18 protein-coding genes are annotated in these 17,284 nt (G+C 71.6%); 8 read left to right on the top strand and 10 right to left on the bottom strand.

Annotated elements, in window-relative coordinates; genetic code table 11:
• Positions 1-25 precede the first annotated feature (25 nt).
• Positions 26-1,282 (bottom strand): IS701 family transposase, encoded by a 1,257-nt coding sequence (locus BJ998_RS46080; protein ID WP_184857452.1) that lies wholly within the window; start codon positions 1,280-1,282, stop codon positions 26-28.
• Positions 1,283-1,442: 160 nt separating this feature from the next.
• On the opposite strand from BJ998_RS46080, the gene BJ998_RS46075 reads away from it, so the two are divergent.
• Genes BJ998_RS46075 through BJ998_RS46055 form a run of 5 tightly spaced genes read left to right on the top strand, consistent with a single transcriptional unit; the run spans position 1,443 to position 4,463 of the window.
• Entirely contained in the window at positions 1,443-1,997 is a 555-nt protein-coding gene (locus BJ998_RS46075) for an Rv1733c family protein (protein ID WP_184870537.1), read from the top strand.
• 51 nt (positions 1,998-2,048) lie between these two features.
• Positions 2,049-2,387 carry a CBS domain-containing protein gene (locus BJ998_RS46070; RefSeq protein ID WP_184870536.1) on the top strand — a complete coding sequence of 113 codons (339 nt, stop codon included), beginning with the start codon at positions 2,049-2,051 and terminating at the stop codon, positions 2,385-2,387.
• Complete coding sequence (locus BJ998_RS46065) at positions 2,384-3,229, top strand: hypothetical protein (RefSeq protein ID WP_184870535.1); 846 nt, start codon at positions 2,384-2,386, stop codon at positions 3,227-3,229. The genes BJ998_RS46070 and BJ998_RS46065 overlap by 4 nt, the downstream gene beginning before the upstream one ends.
• Complete coding sequence (locus tag BJ998_RS46060) at positions 3,226-4,074, top strand: universal stress protein (RefSeq protein ID WP_184870534.1); 849 nt, start codon at positions 3,226-3,228, stop codon at positions 4,072-4,074. Before BJ998_RS46065 ends, BJ998_RS46060 begins: the two co-directional genes overlap by 4 nt.
• Before the next feature lie 5 nt (positions 4,075-4,079).
• Positions 4,080-4,463: a hypothetical protein gene (locus BJ998_RS46055; RefSeq protein ID WP_184870533.1), complete on the top strand. Its 384-nt coding sequence runs from the start codon at positions 4,080-4,082 to the stop codon at positions 4,461-4,463.
• Positions 4,464-4,543: 80 nt separating this feature from the next.
• On the opposite strand, the gene BJ998_RS46050 is transcribed toward BJ998_RS46055, so the two are convergent.
• The 3 genes from BJ998_RS46050 to BJ998_RS46040 are packed head-to-tail and all read right to left on the bottom strand — an operon-like array spanning position 4,544 to position 8,266.
• Positions 4,544-7,147, bottom strand: coding sequence for a cation-translocating P-type ATPase (locus tag BJ998_RS46050; RefSeq protein WP_184870532.1), 2,604 nt, complete (start codon positions 7,145-7,147; stop codon positions 4,544-4,546).
• Complete coding sequence (locus BJ998_RS46045; RefSeq protein WP_312890711.1) at positions 7,144-7,848, bottom strand: universal stress protein; 705 nt, start codon at positions 7,846-7,848, stop codon at positions 7,144-7,146. The genes BJ998_RS46050 and BJ998_RS46045 overlap by 4 nt, the downstream gene beginning before the upstream one ends.
• 4 nt (positions 7,849-7,852) lie before the next feature.
• On the bottom strand, positions 7,853-8,266 hold the full coding sequence (locus BJ998_RS46040) for a hypothetical protein (protein WP_184870530.1): 414 nt from the start codon (positions 8,264-8,266) through the stop codon (positions 7,853-7,855).
• 209 nt (positions 8,267-8,475) lie between these two features.
• Between BJ998_RS46040 and BJ998_RS46035 the strand changes: the two genes are divergently transcribed.
• Together BJ998_RS46035 and BJ998_RS46030 are read left to right on the top strand one after the other, a co-directional pair.
• Positions 8,476-8,982 carry a universal stress protein gene (locus tag BJ998_RS46035; protein WP_184870529.1) on the top strand — a complete coding sequence of 169 codons (507 nt, stop codon included), beginning with the start codon at positions 8,476-8,478 and terminating at the stop codon, positions 8,980-8,982.
• A 1-nt stretch (position 8,983) separates the two neighbouring features.
• Positions 8,984-11,239, top strand: coding sequence for a heavy metal translocating P-type ATPase (locus tag BJ998_RS46030; RefSeq protein WP_184870528.1), 2,256 nt, complete (start codon positions 8,984-8,986; stop codon positions 11,237-11,239).
• A 25-nt stretch (positions 11,240-11,264) separates the two neighbouring features.
• On the opposite strand, the gene BJ998_RS46025 is transcribed toward BJ998_RS46030, so the two are convergent.
• Complete coding sequence (locus BJ998_RS46025; protein WP_184870527.1) at positions 11,265-12,092, bottom strand: NAD(P)H-binding protein; 828 nt, start codon at positions 12,090-12,092, stop codon at positions 11,265-11,267.
• A 99-nt stretch (positions 12,093-12,191) separates the two neighbouring features.
• On the opposite strand from BJ998_RS46025, the gene BJ998_RS46020 reads away from it, so the two are divergent.
• Positions 12,192-12,596, top strand: coding sequence for a winged helix-turn-helix transcriptional regulator (locus tag BJ998_RS46020; protein WP_184870526.1), 405 nt, complete (start codon positions 12,192-12,194; stop codon positions 12,594-12,596).
• On the opposite strand, the gene BJ998_RS46015 is transcribed toward BJ998_RS46020, so the two are convergent.
• The 5 genes from BJ998_RS46015 to BJ998_RS45995 form a co-directional block, all read right to left on the bottom strand.
• Complete coding sequence (locus BJ998_RS46015) at positions 12,557-12,769, bottom strand: hypothetical protein (protein WP_184870525.1); 213 nt, start codon at positions 12,767-12,769, stop codon at positions 12,557-12,559. The genes BJ998_RS46020 and BJ998_RS46015 overlap by 40 nt on opposite strands.
• Before the next feature lie 94 nt (positions 12,770-12,863).
• A complete protein-coding gene (locus BJ998_RS46010; RefSeq protein WP_184870524.1) occupies positions 12,864-13,853 on the bottom strand; it encodes an Acg family FMN-binding oxidoreductase in 990 nt (329 codons plus the stop codon).
• 5 nt (positions 13,854-13,858) lie between these two features.
• Entirely contained in the window at positions 13,859-16,114 is a 2,256-nt protein-coding gene (gene ppsA, locus BJ998_RS46005) for a phosphoenolpyruvate synthase (RefSeq protein WP_184870523.1), read from the bottom strand.
• 10 nt (positions 16,115-16,124) lie between these two features.
• Positions 16,125-16,361 (bottom strand): SHOCT domain-containing protein, encoded by a 237-nt coding sequence (locus BJ998_RS46000; protein WP_184870522.1) that lies wholly within the window; start codon positions 16,359-16,361, stop codon positions 16,125-16,127.
• Positions 16,361-17,104, bottom strand: a complete 744-nt coding sequence (locus BJ998_RS45995; RefSeq protein ID WP_184870521.1) for a CBS domain-containing protein — start codon at positions 17,102-17,104, stop codon at positions 16,361-16,363. Before BJ998_RS45995 ends, BJ998_RS46000 begins: the two co-directional genes overlap by 1 nt.
• Positions 17,105-17,284: the final 180 nt, after the last annotated feature.

Genomic DNA, 17,284 nt, shown 5'->3' with positions numbered 1-17,284 from the left:
AGGACGTGCAGGATCTTGTAGAAAGTCAAGCCGCCCCAACAGCTTTTGGGTCGCTCAGACGCAACTCGGTCAGGAACAGGTGTGCGGTCGAGACCAGGGTGACGTGACGGTGCCACCCGATCCAGGACCGGCCCTCGAAGTGGGTCAGGCCGAGCCCGGTTTTGAGTTCGCGGTAGTCATGCTCGATGCGCCACCGGATCTTGGCCAACCGCGCCAAGGTCTTGACCGGCGTGCGCTCGGGCAGGGTGGACAGCCAATAGTCGGTCGGCTCGGACTCGCCGACCGGCCATTCGGCCAGCAACCAACACTGCGGCAGGCTGCCATCCTCGGCCCGAGGGATGTCCCGGTTGGCCGGCCGGACCCGCAGCGCGATAAACCTCGACCGCATACGCGCGGTCGGGTTGCCCGGCGTCTTCTTGCTGCCGTGGCGCCAGGTGACCTGGCGCAGCCGGCCGCGCCCGGCCGCCTGGACCAGCTCCGCCACGGTGCTGGCCTGGTCGGGGTAACCGGGCCGCGGTGGGCGTCCCCGTCCGGAGTAGGGCGCGGTGACCGGCATCGCGTCGCCGGGGTAGGCCGAGGTGCTGCCCTTGACCGCCACCACGTAGCCGATGCCCCGGTAGTCCAGTTCGAGTCGGAAGGTGGTGTTGTCGCCGTAGCCGGCGTCAGCGCACAGCAGTGGCGGGGTGTGGCCCCACTCGGCGAGTTCGTCGAGCATCTCCAAGGCCTGTTGCCACTTCGGGATGTGCCGCTGGTCCTCGCCGATGCCGCACCGACGGCGGCGGGCGGCGATCTGGGCGGCCTGGCCCGGATCGTCGGTCTTCTGGTCGTCCCAGCTCTCGGGCAGGAACAGGCGCCAGTCCAGCGGGGCCGAGCAGGTGTCGGTGACGGCGTGCACGCTGACCGCGATCTGGCAGTTGGTGATCTTGCCGGCGGTGCCGGTGTATTGGCGGGACACGCACGGTGAGGCGTCGCCGTCCTTGACGTGGCCGGTGTCATCCAGCACCCAGGCGTCCGGGGCCACCGTGGTGATGGCCCGGTCGGCCAGGCGACGGCGCACGGCGATGTGGTCCCAGGTGGAGGAGGTGATGAACTGCTGCAGCCGTTGATGGTCCACGCCGAGGCGTTCGGCCATGGGCTGCATGGACTTGCGTCGCCCGTCCAGCATCAGCCCTCGCAGGTACAGCCCGCCGTTGAGTCGCTGCTCCCGCCGCGAGAACGGCGCGAACACCTCACCGGCGAACTCCTCCAGGCGGTCACGCACAGCGTCCAACTCGGCGGGCATCACTCCAAGATCATCTCACACTCCATCCCGAAGTAACAAAGTCCTACTAGGTCCCGGCCAGATCGGGACCTCGACCGTGGCCAACGGCCCTGGGGCCGGCCGGCCGCTCCCGCGACGCTGAACAGGACGGATTCGGCTACACAGCGGGAGAGTGGTGACGATGAACCCCGTGCTGCGGCTGGCCCGGCAGATAGGGTTCGGACGCAACGACCTGCGCCGCCCCGTGGACCGGGTCGACGGGCTGATCGTCGGCTTCGCCGTTCTGGTCGGGGTGGCGCTCGTCGTCGCCGGTGTCCTGGCAGGACTGCGGCTGGGCGCCTACGAGGCCGGCGTCGCGGCCCGGCAACAGGCCACCAGGACTGCGACGACCGCGGTGCTGCTGAAGGATTCCGGCCCCTCGCTGACCGCGCCGGCCCGCTGGACGACGCGGGACGGAACCGTCCACACCGGACCCGTCGATGCCTTCTCCCAGCAGAGTGCAGGGGCGTCGATCCAGATCTGGACCGACCCCGCCGGCGCTGTCGTGAGCCGCCCGATCACCGTGCTCGATGTCGTGCTGATGGTTTTCGTGACGCTCGTCGCCGGTCTGACCGTGGCGTTCATCGTGCTGCGGGCCCTCGTGCACCTGGTGCGGTTGCCGATCCAGCGGTGGGGCGCCCGGACCTGGGAGGCGGACTGGGCTCGGACCGCGCCCCAGTGGAGGCAGTGGCGATGATCGCGCTGCTCGCCCTCTGGGGCGCCGTGGAGTTCGCCGGGGGGGCGCGACATGGCTGACACGGCAAGAACCTTGATGCGACACGTGCCGGCGGTCGGGCCCGAGACGGATGTGGCGACCGCGACCCGCCTGATGCGCCGGCTGCGGGTGCGTCACCTGCCGGTGGTCGAGCAGCGCCAGTGCGTCGGCCTGGTGGGGGAAGAGGAACTGGCCGGCGCCACCGGCCCCGACGACATCATCGGCCTGCTGTGCCGACGACCCGCCCCGTGCGTCCCGCCGGACGCGGACCGCCGCCGCATCGACGAGCAGTTGCGTCGCGACCACACCGATGCACTCAGCGTGATCGACGGCGTGCACCTCGTTGGCCTGATCGAGGGAGACGTGCTGTGACCGAGTGGACGGTCGAGGAGACCGCGGCGATCGTGCGGGCCGCCCGCGGCGCGCCGGTGCTGTGCCACGAGCAGCCGTGGGTGCTGGAGCTGAAGGGGCACGACGTCGAGCTTCGCGAGGTGCTCGGCGGCGAGCGGTACGACACCGCCGGTATCGACCGGCTGCTGTCCTGCGGCACCGCGCTGGCCAATGTCGTGCTGGCGGTCCGCGCCCTGGGCTGGGACATCGCCGTCGACCTGGACGGCCGACCGGACCTGATCGCCCGCATCACGGCCGTGCGGTCCGAACCGCCCTCCAAGCGGGAACTGGAGCTCTACCGCGCGATCAGCGCACCGGACGTCGTGAACCGAGGTCACGGCGGCGCGGAGGAACTGCACCGTTTGATGGCGATCTCGCACTTCCGCACCGCCCGGCTGGAACCGGTCGGCGGCGTCGCGTTCGCGGCCATCCTGCACGACGCGAGCCGCCAGCTGGACGGCGACCGGCGGTGCGCGGCCGAGCTCGTCCCGTGGCGGCGGCAGCTCGTGCCCACGCAACGCACACCCGGCCCGATGACCCGGCGGCAGTCGATTCGCGGGCTGGCGGACCGCCTGGCCACCCGACCGATGCTCGCGGTCGTCACCGACAGTGACACCCGGGCGGATCACGTGCTGGCCGGCGCGGTGTTGCAGATCGCCATGCTCGCCGCGCCCGGCCTCGGCTTCATCCCGCACCCGGTGGTGCGCCCGATGCACCTGCCCGACACCCGCCGGCGGCTGATGAACGACTTCGCGCTGAGCGGCATCCCGCAAGCCCTGCTCGGCCTCACCCCGGCCGAGCTGACCCCCTGGAGCCAGACATGACGAACACCATCGCCGTAGGCGTCGACGGTTCCGAGCCGTCGATGAACGCCGTCCGCTGGGCGGCCGAGGAGGCTCATCGCCGGCACACCGTGCTGCGGGTCGTGCACGGGCACTCGATCACGACGCCGAGACTGCCGTACGGGTTCCTGGTCGAGGCCAGGGCCGCCGCCCAGCACTGTCTTCGCGACGGCGTGAAGCTGGCCCTCGACGCGCATCCGGAGCTCGAGGTCGAGCCGGTGCTGGAGCTCAAGCCCGGCGTCGACCTGCTGACCGACGAGTCCGAGAAGGCCGACATGGTCGTGGTCGGCGTACGTGGCCGTGGCGGCTTCGCCGAGCTGGTCGTGGGGTCCACGGCCGTGGCGCTGACCGCCCGTGCGCACTGCCCGGTCATCGTGATGCGTGGGAAGGAGACGGCCGGTGGGCCGGTGGTCGTCGGAGTCGACGGATCACCCGCGAGCGAGGCGGCCCTGGCGTTCGCGTACGACATGGCCTCACGGCGGAACGCCGATCTGGAGGCCGTGCACGTGTGGAGCGACGTGATCTCGGTGTGGGGCGGCTCCGTGCCGATCCCGGACCTCGACTGGGACGCGGTCGCGACCGACGAGCGGATCGTGCTGTCCGAACGGCTGGCCGGCTGGCGGGAGCGCTACCCGGACACCACCGTGCGCCAGTACGTGCACGAGAACCGGCCGGTGCAGCGGCTGATCCACCAGGCCGAGGGCGCGCAACTGCTCGTGGTCGGTTCGCTGGGGCGCGGCGCGCTGGCGAACGCGCTGCTGGGCTCCGTGAGCCACACCCTGCTGCACCACGCCCCGTGTCCGGTCGCCGTCGTGAAGCCGGAGTGAGTGCGATGCACATACTGGTGACGGAACAGAATCCCGGCCAGGGCGAGGATCTGGCCCAGCGGCTGCGCTACCTCGGTTGCACGGTGAGCACGTGCCACGACGGCAGCGCCGATATCTGCAGGGGCGTTGTGGCCGGCGGTTGTCCGCTGGAGGGCCGCCGGCCCGCCGATCTCGTGGTTGGCGTTCGTGGGGAACGCGAGCTGACCGCCCATGAGTACGGCGCGGTGTGCGGCCTGCGCGCCGGGCTGCCGGTCGTGCTGACCGGCCTGGACTGGAAGGACAAGCCGCCGGTGCCGGACGGACTGCGGCCGCGCGTCTCGTCCGTCCGCCGCAGCGCCCTGCTGAACGGCTGTGTCGACGCGCTCCGCGACGACAGGGAGAACCGGTGAACGTACTGGACATCTCGCGATCCGGGGCACCGTGATCTTCCAGTGCTCGTGGGTGGCGGCGATGGGCGTCGGACTCGTGCTCAGCGGCATGGCCGCGTACGCCGTCGTCGGGTGATCCGCAGGAAGCCCTTGCGCAGTTCCTCCAGCCACAGCACCGAGGACGCGATGGCCAGGGCCACCAACCAGTCGACTGGCCTGAGGGCGGTGGTCCCGAACAGGCCCTGCGCGGCCGGCAGGTGAACGGCGGCCGCCTGGAGGACGACGACGCTGGCCATCGCCGCCCACAGCCGCCAGTTCCGCACCAGCAGCGGCCCGAAGGCGCTCCCGCGCTCGTCACGGACATTGAGCAGGTTGACCAGTTGGAACAGCACGAAGGTGGTGAACGCCAGGGTCCGCGCGGTGGGCACGCCGCGGGGCGACCCGAGCCCGAAGGCGGCGAGCGTGCCCACGGCCATCACGGCGCCGGCGGCCGTGATCCAGCCGAGGCGACGACCGGTGAGGATCTGGGCGCCGGCGCGCTGGGGCGGTTCCCGCATCACACCCGGACGGGCCGGCTCCAGCCCGAGCGCCAGTGCCGGTGGGCCGTCGGCGATCACGTTGACCCACAACAGCATCAGCGGCGTCATCAGGCTGGCGCCGGCCAGCAGCACCGAGCCCGCGGCCATCGCGAGAATCGCCGCGACGTTGGTGCTGACCTGGAAGCGCACGAACTTGACGATGTTGTCACGGATGGTCCGCCCGTGCCGGACGGCCGTGACGATGGTGGCGAAGTTGTCGTCGGTGAGGATCATGGCGGCCGCTTCCTTGGCCACGTCCGAGCCGGTACGACCCATCGCCACGCCGATGTCGGCTCCCTTGAGCGCCGGCGCGTCGTTGACGCCGTCGCCGGTCATGGCCACCACATGGCCGCTCCGCCGCAGCGCCCGCACGATGCGGATCTTGTGCTCGGGGGTGACGCGGGCGAACACGGCCGCCTGCGTCAGGGACTCGTCGCCGAGGCGTTCGATGTCCGTGCCGGACAGGGCACTGCCGTCGATGCCGACGGCGTTGGCAACCGCGGTCGCGGTCGTCGGATGGTCCCCGGTGATCATCTTCACGTCGATGCCCGCGGCTTTGCACTCCGCGATGGCGTCGGCCGCCTCCGGCCGCGGCGGGTCCGTCACGCCGATCAGGCCGAGCAGCAGCAGGTCGGCCGGCAGCTCCGGAGCGACGGAGGCGTCACCGATCGCGACGGCCAGCACGCGCTCGCCGCGGTGTGCGAGCCGGTCGATCTCGGCCGTCAGGCGCGTGCGCACGGGCCGGGTGAGTTCGACGTCGCCCAGTTCCGTGCGAACGCGCGTGGCGAGGTCGAGCAGCACGTCGGCGGCGCCCTTCACGCAGGCTCTTGTCCCGGCGACGGTCCGATGGAAGGTGGCCATGTACCGCAGGCCCGGGTCGAACGGGATCTCGGCGATCCGGGGCGCGGCCGCCCGTTCACTCGCGACATCCAGGCCGGCCTTCGCCGCGAGCACCACCAGCGCGCCCTCGATCGGGTCCCCGACCACGGCTCCGTCCCGGACGACAGCGTCACCGCACAACACGGCGGGCACGAGCAGGTCGCGCAGATCCAGGCCGCCGTCGAGGGAGGCGACCGTCCGGCCGCGGCCCGCGTACCAGACCGACCGGGCGGTCATCCGGTTGACGGTGAGCGTGCCGGTCTTGTCGGTGCAGATGACCGTCGTCGCACCGAGTGTCTCGACCGCCGGCAGGCGTTTGACGATCGCCCGCTGCCGCGCCATCTTCCGCATGCCCAACGTCAGCGTGACGGCCACGGCCGCCGGCAGGCCCTCGGGAATGGCCGCCACACCCAGCGCGACGGCGACCGTGATCACCTCTCCGAGCGACCCACCCGCCAGCCACAGCACGGCTGCCACGACCACCACCGCCACCCCGGCGAGCAGCGCCAGCCGCAACCCCAGCCGGTCGAGCTGGCGCTGGAGCGGAGTGGGTTCGGTGCTCGTGTGGGCCAGCAGGTCGGCGACCTTGCCCACCTCGGTGCGCGTGCCGGTCGTGGTGACCAGCAGCTCCCCGCTGCCCCTGGTGACCGTGCTGGTCATGTGGCACATCGAGGTCCGGTCGGCCAGTCCGGCCTCGCCGTCGAGGGAGACGGCCGACTTCGACACGGGAAGGGTCTCGCCGGTCAGCCCGGACTCGTCGACCTCCAGGTTCGCCGCCCGCAGCACGCGGCCGTCCGCCGGGACGCGGTCGCCGGCCCGGACCAGCACGACGTCGCCGGGGACGAGCTCGGCGGCGGGCACGGCGAGAACGGCGCCGCCGCGCCGGACGCGGGCCGAGGGGCTGAGCATGTGTCTGAGCTCGGCGACCGCGCGTTCGGACCTCCGCTCTTGCAGGAAGCCGAGCACACCGTTGAGGGCGAGCGCGATGCCGATGGCGATCGCCTCCCGGTAGGAGCGCTCCACGACGCCGGCAACCGCCGCGGCCGCGCCGAGCGTGACGGCCAGCGGGTTGGCGAACTGCGCGAGCAGCAGCCGCCACCACGGCCGGGCCGCAGGCTCGGCCAACCGGTTCGGACCGGTCTGCCGCAGCCGACGGCGGGCCTCGTCGGGATCCAGCCCGCGGGTCGGATCCACGTCGAGCCTCCGAGCGATTTCGTCGGGCTCGGCACACCACGCCGCGTCGATCATCGGCGGGTGGGGACGACGGCGACGGGGCAGGGGGAGTGCTGGATCAGGGCCTGGCTGGTGGAGCCGAGGAGCAAACCCCGGAGTCCGCCACGACCGTGTGACCCGACCACCACCAGCTGGGCACCGACGGCCTCGTGGAGCAAAGCCCGAGTAGTAGCGTGATGGACAACCACCACCGGCGCTTCGCGCAGCGCGGCCGCCCGGGACGCGAAGGCGGTCACGGTATCGTTCTCCGGCGAGCCGTTGACTCCCACCACCACGGGACCCTGCGTGGCGTCCTGGCGTGGGCCCCGTACAACAACGAGTGGACAGTGCCCATGCGCGGCGACAGTCACCGCCGTGGAGCCGACGAGCAAGCCCGTGAACCCGCCGAGCCCGCGGGACCCCACGACAACCGCCTGTGCCGCCGACGACAACTCGACCAGTGTGGGCGCCGCGCATCCATGGCTGAGCCGTGCGGTGATCTCCACCTCGGGTGCCACCGCTTCGGCTGCCGCCGTGGCCTCGGCGAGGTACTGCTGACCTATCTCCAGCACAGCCTCGTGATAGGGCCGTGGCAACGGAACGCCCGCGGGCACACGCACCACGTCGAGCGCGCAGGCGTACACAATGGACAGTGGAACGCCGCTGAGTTCGGCTTCCCTCGCCGCCCAGCGCACGGCATGCATCGCCGAGTCGGAGCCGTCGAAGCCGACGACCACGGGATCAGGCGCGGTCGCGTGATTGCTCATCACAGGTCCTCGCATTCGCGGTGTGGCCCACAGAAGCCACGCGAGGGCCCGGACGACGTGGCGGGATCATCACCGCCAGCATCCCCAGCAGTCCCAGCGCGTTGCCCAGCCCGTAGACGCCGCCGACGGCGGCGGCCGTCGCGGACGCCAGCAGCACGGTCGTCACCACGAACAGTTGGGGCCGTCGACCGACTCGTATCCGCATCGGGAGGTTGACGAGCAGGTAGGCCAAAGCCAGTCCGGTGCCCACCGCCCACAGGAACGAGCCCACGCCGGGCAGACCGGCGACCGTGAACGCCGCGCCGGCCGCGAGCTCGTGTGCCACGAGCGCCGCCAGGATCGGTTCGCCGTGCCGCGACAACCAGACCCTCACACCCGTGATGGCCATGTGATCACCTCTCACCGTGTGCCGGGAGGTCTTCCACCTCCATGGCACTCCTCGCCCAAAGCGCTCCAGCAGAGCACAAAGCCCCCCGTGGACCCGGTCGAACGGCAGGGCCCCGGTCAGACAGGACGAAGGTCCCGGCCGCCACAGGCCGACAGCCGGTGGTGGCTGCTCGGCGGATGGACGAGCGTGAACCTGGAAGGGAGTGAGCGATGATGGCTGGCAACGGAACGATCGTGGTGGGTGTGGACGGCTCGGCCTCGAGTGTGGACGCCGTGCGCTGGGCACTGGAGGAAGCACGCAAGCGTGGTGCGGAGGTGCACGTGGTGACCGCGTGGCACACGGATCCGCCGCCGATGGAGGGGCCGCCGCCGATGGTCGGCATTCCCTACCGTGCCAGGGAGTCCGCGCTCGCCGAGCAACAGGCGCAGCAGGATCGGGTGATGGCCGAGGCGCAGGGCGATGGCGTCACCGTGCACCGGCACATGGTCGAGCAGTGGCCGCCGCGGGCACTCGTGCAGATGTGCGCCGACGCGGACCTGCTGGTGCTCGGCCGGCACGGTCACTCCTGGCTGACGGAGAAGCTGCTCGGCTCGGTGACCGCGTACTGCGTGCGGCACGCCGCCTGCCCGGTCGTCATCACGCCGGCCCGTCGGACGGCGAAGGAGCAGGCTCCTCATCTGGTCGAGGCACCTGCGACGCCCGGACCGCTGTACTGACATGGAACGTTTCGCCGTAGCGTTGCTGGCGCTCACGGCCGCCGCAGTGGCCGCAGGCCTGGCCCTGTGGGCGCTTGGCGCTGGCTGGGCCGACCTCGCGTGGGGTGCCGGTGCGGCGGCCGCGCTGCTGCCGGCCGTGTGGTGGGCCGCCGTGGATCTGCGTGCCGGTCGCCTCGGCGCGGACGTCCTCGCCGTACTCGCGCTGGGTGGCACGCTGGCGGTTGGCGAATACCTCGCCGGCGCGGTGATCGGCGTGATGCTCGCGACCGGTCGCGTCCTGGAGCTGTACGCGGAACGTCGTGCAGGCCGCGACTTGAGCGCACTGCTGGACCGGTCGCCCACCCGGACACGGGTGCGTGTCGACGACGAATTGACACCCGTGGATGTTGACGAGGTGGTGCCGGGTAACACGATCGTGGTGCTGCCCGGCGAGATCGTGCCGGTCGACGGCCGCTTGGCCATGGCCGGCACGTTCGACGAGTCGGCGCTCACCGGCGAGCCGCTGCCGGTGGAGCGGCAGCCCGGCGAGCACGTGAGCAGCGGCGTCGTCAACGCCGGCGGTGCGGTCGACATCGTCGCTGCACGGCGGGCAACCGAGAGCACGTACGCGGGCATCGTCCGGATGGCCGGCGCGGCGACCGCGAAGTCCGCCCCGGTGGCCCGCCTGGCCGACCGGTTCGCGGCGGTGTTCCTGCCGTTTGCGGTTGGCATTGCCGCGATCGCGTGGGCGCTGACCGGCGATCCGGTGCGAGCGGTGGCGGTGTTGGTGACCGCGACGCCGTGTCCACTGCTGCTGGCCGTGCCGATCGCGGTCACTGCCGGCATGTCCCGCGCAAGCCGGCAGGGTGTCGTGGTCCGTGACGGGCGAGCATTGGAAGCGTTGGGACGAGCGGAAACCGCCGTCCTGGACAAGACGGGTACGGTCACCCGGGGCGCGCCGAGGGTGACGGACGTGCTGACCGCTCCCGGTCACCAACGCGAGGTGGTGCTCCGCACAGCGGCCGCCGTGGAGGCGCTGTCATCCCATGTGCTGGCGGCCGCGGTTGTCGATGCGGCACGGCCGCTGGGCATCCTGAAGGCCACCGAGGTGCGCGAGGAGCCGGGCCGTGGAGCCGTCGGCATCGTCGACGGCGAGGTTGTCGCGGTGGGGAAACCGCTGTGGGACGTTCCGCCCGAGACCGGGTGGGCGGCGTCCGCACTGCGCCGTGCCGGTCTCGACGGTGCGATCCCGATCTGGGTGACCGTCGGCGGCGAGGCGGTCGGCGCGGTGCTGGCCAAGGACGAGATCCGGCCCGATGCGGCACGGACGCTGCGTCGACTGCGGTCGGTCGGCCTCCGCCGCATCGTGCTGCTGACCGGTGACCGCACTGAGACCGCGGTGGATGTCGGCGGACTGCTGGGTTTCGATGATGTGCAGGCCGAGTCCACCCCGGCGACGAAGGTCGAGCGGGTGGCGGCGGAACATCGCCGTGCCGTCACGGTCATGGTCGGCGACGGTCTCAATGACGCGCCGGCGCTGGCCACGGCCGATGTCGGCGTCGCGCTGAGCGCCCGCGGAGCCACCGCCGCCGCACAGGCCGCGGACGCGGTGGTGTTGAGCGACCGGATCGACCCGCTGGCCGCCGCCGTCGAGACGGCGTCCCGCGCTCGGCGGATCGCCGTGCAGAGCGCGGCGACCGGCCTCGGGCTGTCCGTGGCGGCCATGGGAGTCGCCGCGTTCGGGCTGCTGATACCCGTTGCCGGTGCGCTCGTGCAGGAGCTCATCGACGTCGCCGTCATCCTGAACAGCCTGCGGGCCCTGCTGCCCAAGCGTCGGCAACGCGTCGGCGAACACGATCAGGAGCTGTTGCGGCGCTTCGCCGACGAGCACGAGCTGCTGGTGCCGGTGCGCGCCGCCGTTCGTGCGGCCGCCGACTCACTCTCCGACGGCGCCACCGAGCACGCCGACGCCGAGACGCGCCGTGCCTACCGGCTGCTCGTCGACCACCTCTTGCCGCACGAGCGGGCGGAGGAACACGAGCTGTATCCGGCGGTGGGGGAGATCCTCGGCAGCAGCGAGTCCACAACGACGATGAGCCGTGGGCACGCCGAGATCGAACGCCTGGTGCGCCGACTGGCCCGTCACCTGTCGGAGGGCCCGGTGCGGCCGGGCCAGGTCGACGACCTGCGTGCGACGCTCTACGGCCTCGATGCCGTGCTCACGCTGCACTTCGCCCAGGAGGAACAGGGCTATTTCAGCCTGACACCGAGCACCTGACCGACCAGCGGTGCCACCCTCCGCGTTACCTGAAGGCGGCGACGTTGTGTGCGGCCCACTCGGCGAACGGACGGGGTGAGCGGCCGAGGACGTCAAGCACGTCCGGGCTGACCTGCTGCTCCGCCGGAGTCGGATCGCCGAGGATGTCGAGGGTGTGCTCGGCGACCGGCTCGGGCATGAACACCGTCAGCTGGGCCTTGGCTTCGGCCCGGCTCTGCTCGACGAACCGCACCGGCTCGCCCAGCGCGTCCCCGATTGCCGCGGCTTGTTGGCGGGGCGAGATCGCCGCCGGCCCGGTCAGCGTGTAGGTGCGGCCGGCATGGCCCTGTTCGCGCAGCGTGGCGGCGGCGACCTCGGCGATGTCCAACGGGTCGATGGTCGGCAGCGCCACGTCGCCGAACGGCGCCGCGACCATCCGCTCCGCGTGGACCGTGCCGGCCCAGTGCAGCGTGTTGGAGTGGAAGCCGGCCGGCCGCAGCACGGTCCACTCCAGACCGGACCGGGCGACGGCGTCTTCGTGGCCGGCCGGATGGCGTCCGGTGCCCACGCCCTGGGAGGACAACAGAACCACCCGGTCCACCCCAGCGGCCCGGGCGACGTCCAGGACCTCGTCGAGATCACCGCCGGATGCGGCGAAGTCCCCGGCCGTCAGCAAGAACAGCGCCCGCGCCCCGTCCAGGGCGGGTTTGAGGCCCCGCGGGTCGGTGAGGTCCGCCCGATGACGGCGCACGCCCGCGGGCAGGTCCGCCGCGGAGATTCCCCGCGAGACCGCCGTCACCTGCTCGCCGGCCGCCGCCAGCGCCGCTACGAGCGGCCGTCCCACGTTTCCGGTCGCTCCGGTCACCACGATCATGTCCTGTCTCCCGTTCCGAGTTCCTGTGTGGACCCGGTGACGGTACTGTCGTGGGACTAGTAGGTACCTAGAGGAAAGTATTGGGTGAGAGGGGCGGTTGTGGCCGAGGACACAGCCCGGACGCCGGAACCCGCGGCCGACCCCGAGAACGCCTGCCCGGTCTCCCCGGTGGTCGACCTCGTGTTCAGTCGCTGGACCACGCCGATCTTGTGGACGCTGCACCAGTCCGGGCGCATGCGGTTCGTCGAGTTGGAGCGCCGCATCACCACGATCACCCCCAAGGTGCTCACCCAGCGGTTGCGGCAACTGGAGCGCGACGGTCTGGTCACCCGGGCCTACTACGCCGAGGTGCCGCCCCGGGTCGAGTACGAGATCACCGACCTCGGCCGCAGCCTTGCGCCGCTGTTCGCCGCGCTGTCCGAGTGGACGCCCAACATGGACAAGGTCGAACAGGCCCGCAACAGCTACGACGCCGCCCAGCGCAGCCGGTCTCGCCGGGCCTGATCGAGGTCGAGCTCGCCGAGCACCCGATCGACGAGTCCGGGGAGCGCTTGTGCGACTGCGTCGCTCAAACCGGTGCCCAGACTCACGTCGACGCCCCAGCCGGACGGCAGGTCGGCCGCGCCGGTCACCTCGTCCAGCACGATCGCGTTGTCGCGCAGGCGCGGGCCGATCACCCGGTACCTCTCCTGGCTGAGCGGGCCGTAGGTGGAGGCGTTACGCAGGAGGCCCCGCCCGAGCGGCCGAACCCGTTGGTGCCGACCTTCGCGTTCATCGTCCCTGCCTCCCGAGGATGTCGTCCAACGGCCGCCGCGGTGTCGCGGGCAGTGGCGCGGCGTTGACAGGGGCCCAGCCGACCCGCAGCACGATCTGCGGCACGCCGAAGCCGTCCAGCACCCGGTCGCGGACCACGTTCCGGGTCGCCTCGATCTCCAGGACCTGGCTGAGCGGGCAGGTGGCCATGCGGAAGTCCGTGGCCCACAACAGAACCGCGCTCATCGCCTCGCCGGCCCGCAGCCGCGCCCCGACGTCGTCCGTCGACGTGGCCAGCACCAGCAACTCGCCGGCGTCGTCCTCCCACCGGTCGCCCGATTCGGTGAGCTGGCCGTTCGGGAAGGCCCGCATCGTGGTGTCGCCGTGCCGGCGCTCACCGGCTGGGATGTTGGTCGCCGGCACGCCTTCCGTGACGAACGGGCTGCGCCCGGTCCACGTCGCCAACTCGGCGGCGTAGGCTTCATCGGCCTCCTGCTGCGTCGAGGCCTCGCTCAGGGCGACGACCAATTGGTAACGGTCGTCGGGGTCGGTCGCGGGCATGAGCACGGTGCCGAACGCACCGGCAGTCCGGGCCAGGTCGTCGATCAGCTCCGACGGCACCGGCCACGAGGTGTAGCGGCGGCGGTCGGTGCGGCGAAGCTGGATCGCGGCCGCCAGCGCGACGTCGTTCCGGCTGGCGTCCCGAGGCAGGAACTCCACGGCGGCCAGGTGGTCGGGCTCGTTCGGGTTGGGGAACCGGTGCACGTGCGTGCCCCAGCCGGAGGCCGCCAGCGCCACCTGGAGGTGGTGCAGCGCGGCCCCACAGGACAGCATCAGGTCCCGCCCGTCGGGGTCGGTCGCCGGCAACAGGCGCGAGGCGTCGGCGTAGAGGTGCAGCGAGGTGGCGCCGAGCAGCCAACGCCACGGCTGGGAGTTGTGGATGGACGGCGCACGTGCGGCCAGCGACACGGCGCTCCGCAACGTCCGCACGTCAGGGCTCGTGAGCATGGTGATCACCTTTCTCGGGCCGTTCGCAGCAGCAGGCGGCGCTCGGCCGAGCCGATTTCGGACCGCGTGGCGGCGATCGCGTCCCGGTTGACCGACACCGACGTGATGCCCATCCGCACCAGCTCCTCGGCGAACCCCGGCTTGGTGGACGGCGCCTGACCGCACAGCGAGGTGGTCATGCCGTTCTCGCGGGCGGCGGTGATGATGCGCTCGATGGTGTCCAGCACCGCCGGGTCGGCCTCGTCGAACAGGTTGGCGCAGATCTCCGAGTCGCGGTCCACGCCCAGCACGAGTTGGGTGAGGTCGTTGCTGCCGATGGAGATCCCGTCGATGCCGAGCCGCCCGTACTGCGGGATCCAGTACGCCACCGACGGCACCTCGGCCATCACCCAGCGGTGCAGCCGGCGGTCGTGCCCCAGCGGGCTGGCGTCGATCGCGGCCAGGCAGGCGCGCAGCTCCCACAGCGTGCGCACGAACGGGATCATCAGGTGCAGGTTCGGTGTCTGCTCGCGGACCTTGGCCAGCACAGCCAGTTCCAACGCGAACAACTTGGGCTCGCGGACGTAACGGTAGCAGCCGCGGTAGCCGATCATCGGGTTGTCCTCGACCGGCTCGAAGGCGTCGCCGCCAGCCAGGTTGCGGAACTCGTTGGTACGGAAGTCGATCGCCCGGTAGATCACCGGCCGCGGCGCAAAGGCGCGGGTGACCCGCAGCAGCGACTCGGTCATCCGAGCGGTGAACTTCTCGCTGCCGCCCGGCCGGGACGTCAACTTGCGTGGGTGCTCACCATCCAGGGCCTCGGTGACCATGAACTCCGCCCGCAGCAGGCCGACGCCGTCGACCGGCATCGCGGCGACCTCCTCGGCGTGTTCCGGCATGGCGAGGTTGACGTACACCTTGGTGCCCAACGTCTCCACGGCCGGTGCGGCCATCGGCGCGATCCGCGGAACGGTGTGCGCGGCGGGCTCGAGCCGGCCGGCGAAGACCTTGCCCGCCGCGCCGTCGACGGTCACAGTCTCGCCGTCGCGCAGCACCTCCATGGCGTTGCGCGTGCCCACCACACACGGCACGCCCAGCTCGCGGGCCACGATCGCGGCGTGGCAGGTCATGCCGCCGCCGTCGGTGACCAGCGCGGCGGCGCGGCGCATCGTCGGTACCCAGTCCGGGGTGGTCATGACCGCGACGAGGATCTCGCCGTCCCGGAACCGGTCGCCCTCGGCGGGACCGGCCAGCCGGTGTACCCGGCCCACGGCGCGGCCCGGCGACGCGGCCAGGCCGGTGACCAGCTCGGAACCGGCGGCCTGGTCCTCGTGGAGCGTGGTGATGGGGCGGGACTGCACGAGCCAGGTCTGGCCGTCGGCGATCGCCCACTCCATGTCCTGCGGGCTGCCGTAGTGCTCCTCCACCTGCAGCGCCAGCCGGGCCAGCTCGATCGCCTCGTCGTCGGTCAGCACCCGGCTCGCGCCGGTCTGCTCGTCGAGGTCGATGCGCAGGTCATGGCCGTCCGGGCCGCGCACGATCTTGTGCGTCTGGTGTCCCGTGCGGGCGTGCAGCAGACGGGGACCCCGCTTGGCGACGACGTAGGTGTCCGGCTCGACCGCGCCGCTGACCACCACCTCGCCCAGGCCGTACGCGCCCTCGATGACGATGCGGCCGCGGTCGCCGGTGGACGGGTCGGCGGTGAACGCCACGCCGGACCGGGCCGAGTCGACCATCAGCTGCACGACGACGGCGATCGCCGGCTCCTCGTCCAGCCCCGTGCTGGCGCGGTAGGCGACCACACGTGGGCCGAACAGCGAGGCCCAGCAGTCGATCAGGCGGGTCAGCACGTCGTGGATGCCGAGGGTGTTGGTGTACGTGGCGTTCATGCCGGCGAACGAGGTGCCGGCGGTGTCCTCGGAAGTCGCGGACGACCGGACGGCCACCTCGGCATTGTCACCGAGCTGGTGGTAGGCGGCCTCGATCTCCGCCCGGATGTCGTCGGCGATGCCGGCCTTGCGCACCAGCGTCTGGATCCGCTCGCACGCCGCCGGCAGGTCGGGTGTCCGTGACACGTCCAGCGCCGTGCGGAAGGCCTCGGCGATCTCGCCGCGCAGGCCCGAGCGGTCCAGGGAGTCCAGATACGCCTGCGCCGTCACCACGAAGCCCGCCGGCACCGGCAGCCCGGCCCGGGTCAGCTCGCCCAGGTTGGCCCCCTTGCCGCCGGCGATCGCGGTGTCGTCCCGGCCCAGTTCGCCGAAGTTCTTCACGTAGCGCGACATGCCAGCTCCTTCAGTGGGCGCGCAGGACGTCACGCAGCCGGGTGTACTCGTTCTCGTCGATCTCGCCGCGGGCCAGCCGCTCGGCCAGCACCTGCTCGGCGTTGCGGTGGCGTTGTGCGGCGGAGCCGTAGTGCCGCAGCACCAGGACGACCATGAAAAGCATTCCGCCCCAGAACAGGGCCATGCCGATCACCATCGTCAGCGGCATCAGCCAGCCGGCGTCGGATCCGTAGTAGTACCAAGGCATCACAGCGAGCCTCCGCGGTGCGGCATGGGCTTGAGCGGCTCGTGGTCGAACTCCACGAACTTGCCGTGCGCCCGGTCGATCCGGGCGTCGTCACGGGCGTGGGTCAGGTGGTTGTGCACGTCCACCACGCCGTCGACGCCGCGGGTCAGCGAGCCGGCGATGTCCACGAGCGCCTTCGTCTCCACCTGGCCGCGCAGCGTCGCGACGCCGGAGTGCACCTCGACGGACACCTCACCGGGGTCCATCCACAGCGTGCGTCCGAAGACCTCGTCGAGGATCTCCTCGCGCAGGTCCTTGTCCGAGCGCAGGAACACGCTGAGCACGTCCCGGCGGCTGACGATGCCGACCAGGCGGCCGTCGGCGTCCACCACCGGCAGCCGACGAACACCTTCCTCGGCAAGGAGTTTCGCCGCGTGCGCGACGGTCGTGTCCGGGTGCACGCAGACCGCGGGCGAGCTCATCACGTCGGCGGCGACACTGTGCGGCTGGTGCTCGTGCCGGCCGAAGAACGTCTTGTGGTGTTCAGTCGTGCCGTGCAGCAGGTCGCTCTCGGACACGATGCCCACCACGCGTTGCTCCGGGCCGAGCACGGGCACGCCGCTGATGTGCCGTTCGGCCAGCAGCGCCACGACGTCCTTGAACGGAGTGTCGCCGTGCACGACGGCGACATCGGTGGCCATCACAGTGTTGATCTCCCGGTGTTTCACCGTCTTCTCCTCCCCGGTCACGATCTGCCTCTTCATCGGACTCCTCGGAGCGGCGGCCGGCGCAGAGGAGAAGGCCCTGCGCTGGCCGCCATCCGGCGCGCCGCAGGGGGTCGGAAGTCCCTGTCGGCACGGGACCTGGAGAGCGGCCAACGACTCTGGATCGCCTTCCGCGTGACGGCGATGCTCGATGCGATCGAGAAGGGACGCCGACGATGG

The organism is Kutzneria kofuensis (genome assembly GCF_014203355.1).
GTDB classification, from domain to species: domain Bacteria; phylum Actinomycetota; class Actinomycetes; order Mycobacteriales; family Pseudonocardiaceae; genus Kutzneria; species Kutzneria kofuensis.
The sequence above is the reverse complement of the archived record's forward strand: the minus strand, read 5'-3'. Positions and strand labels throughout refer to the sequence as shown.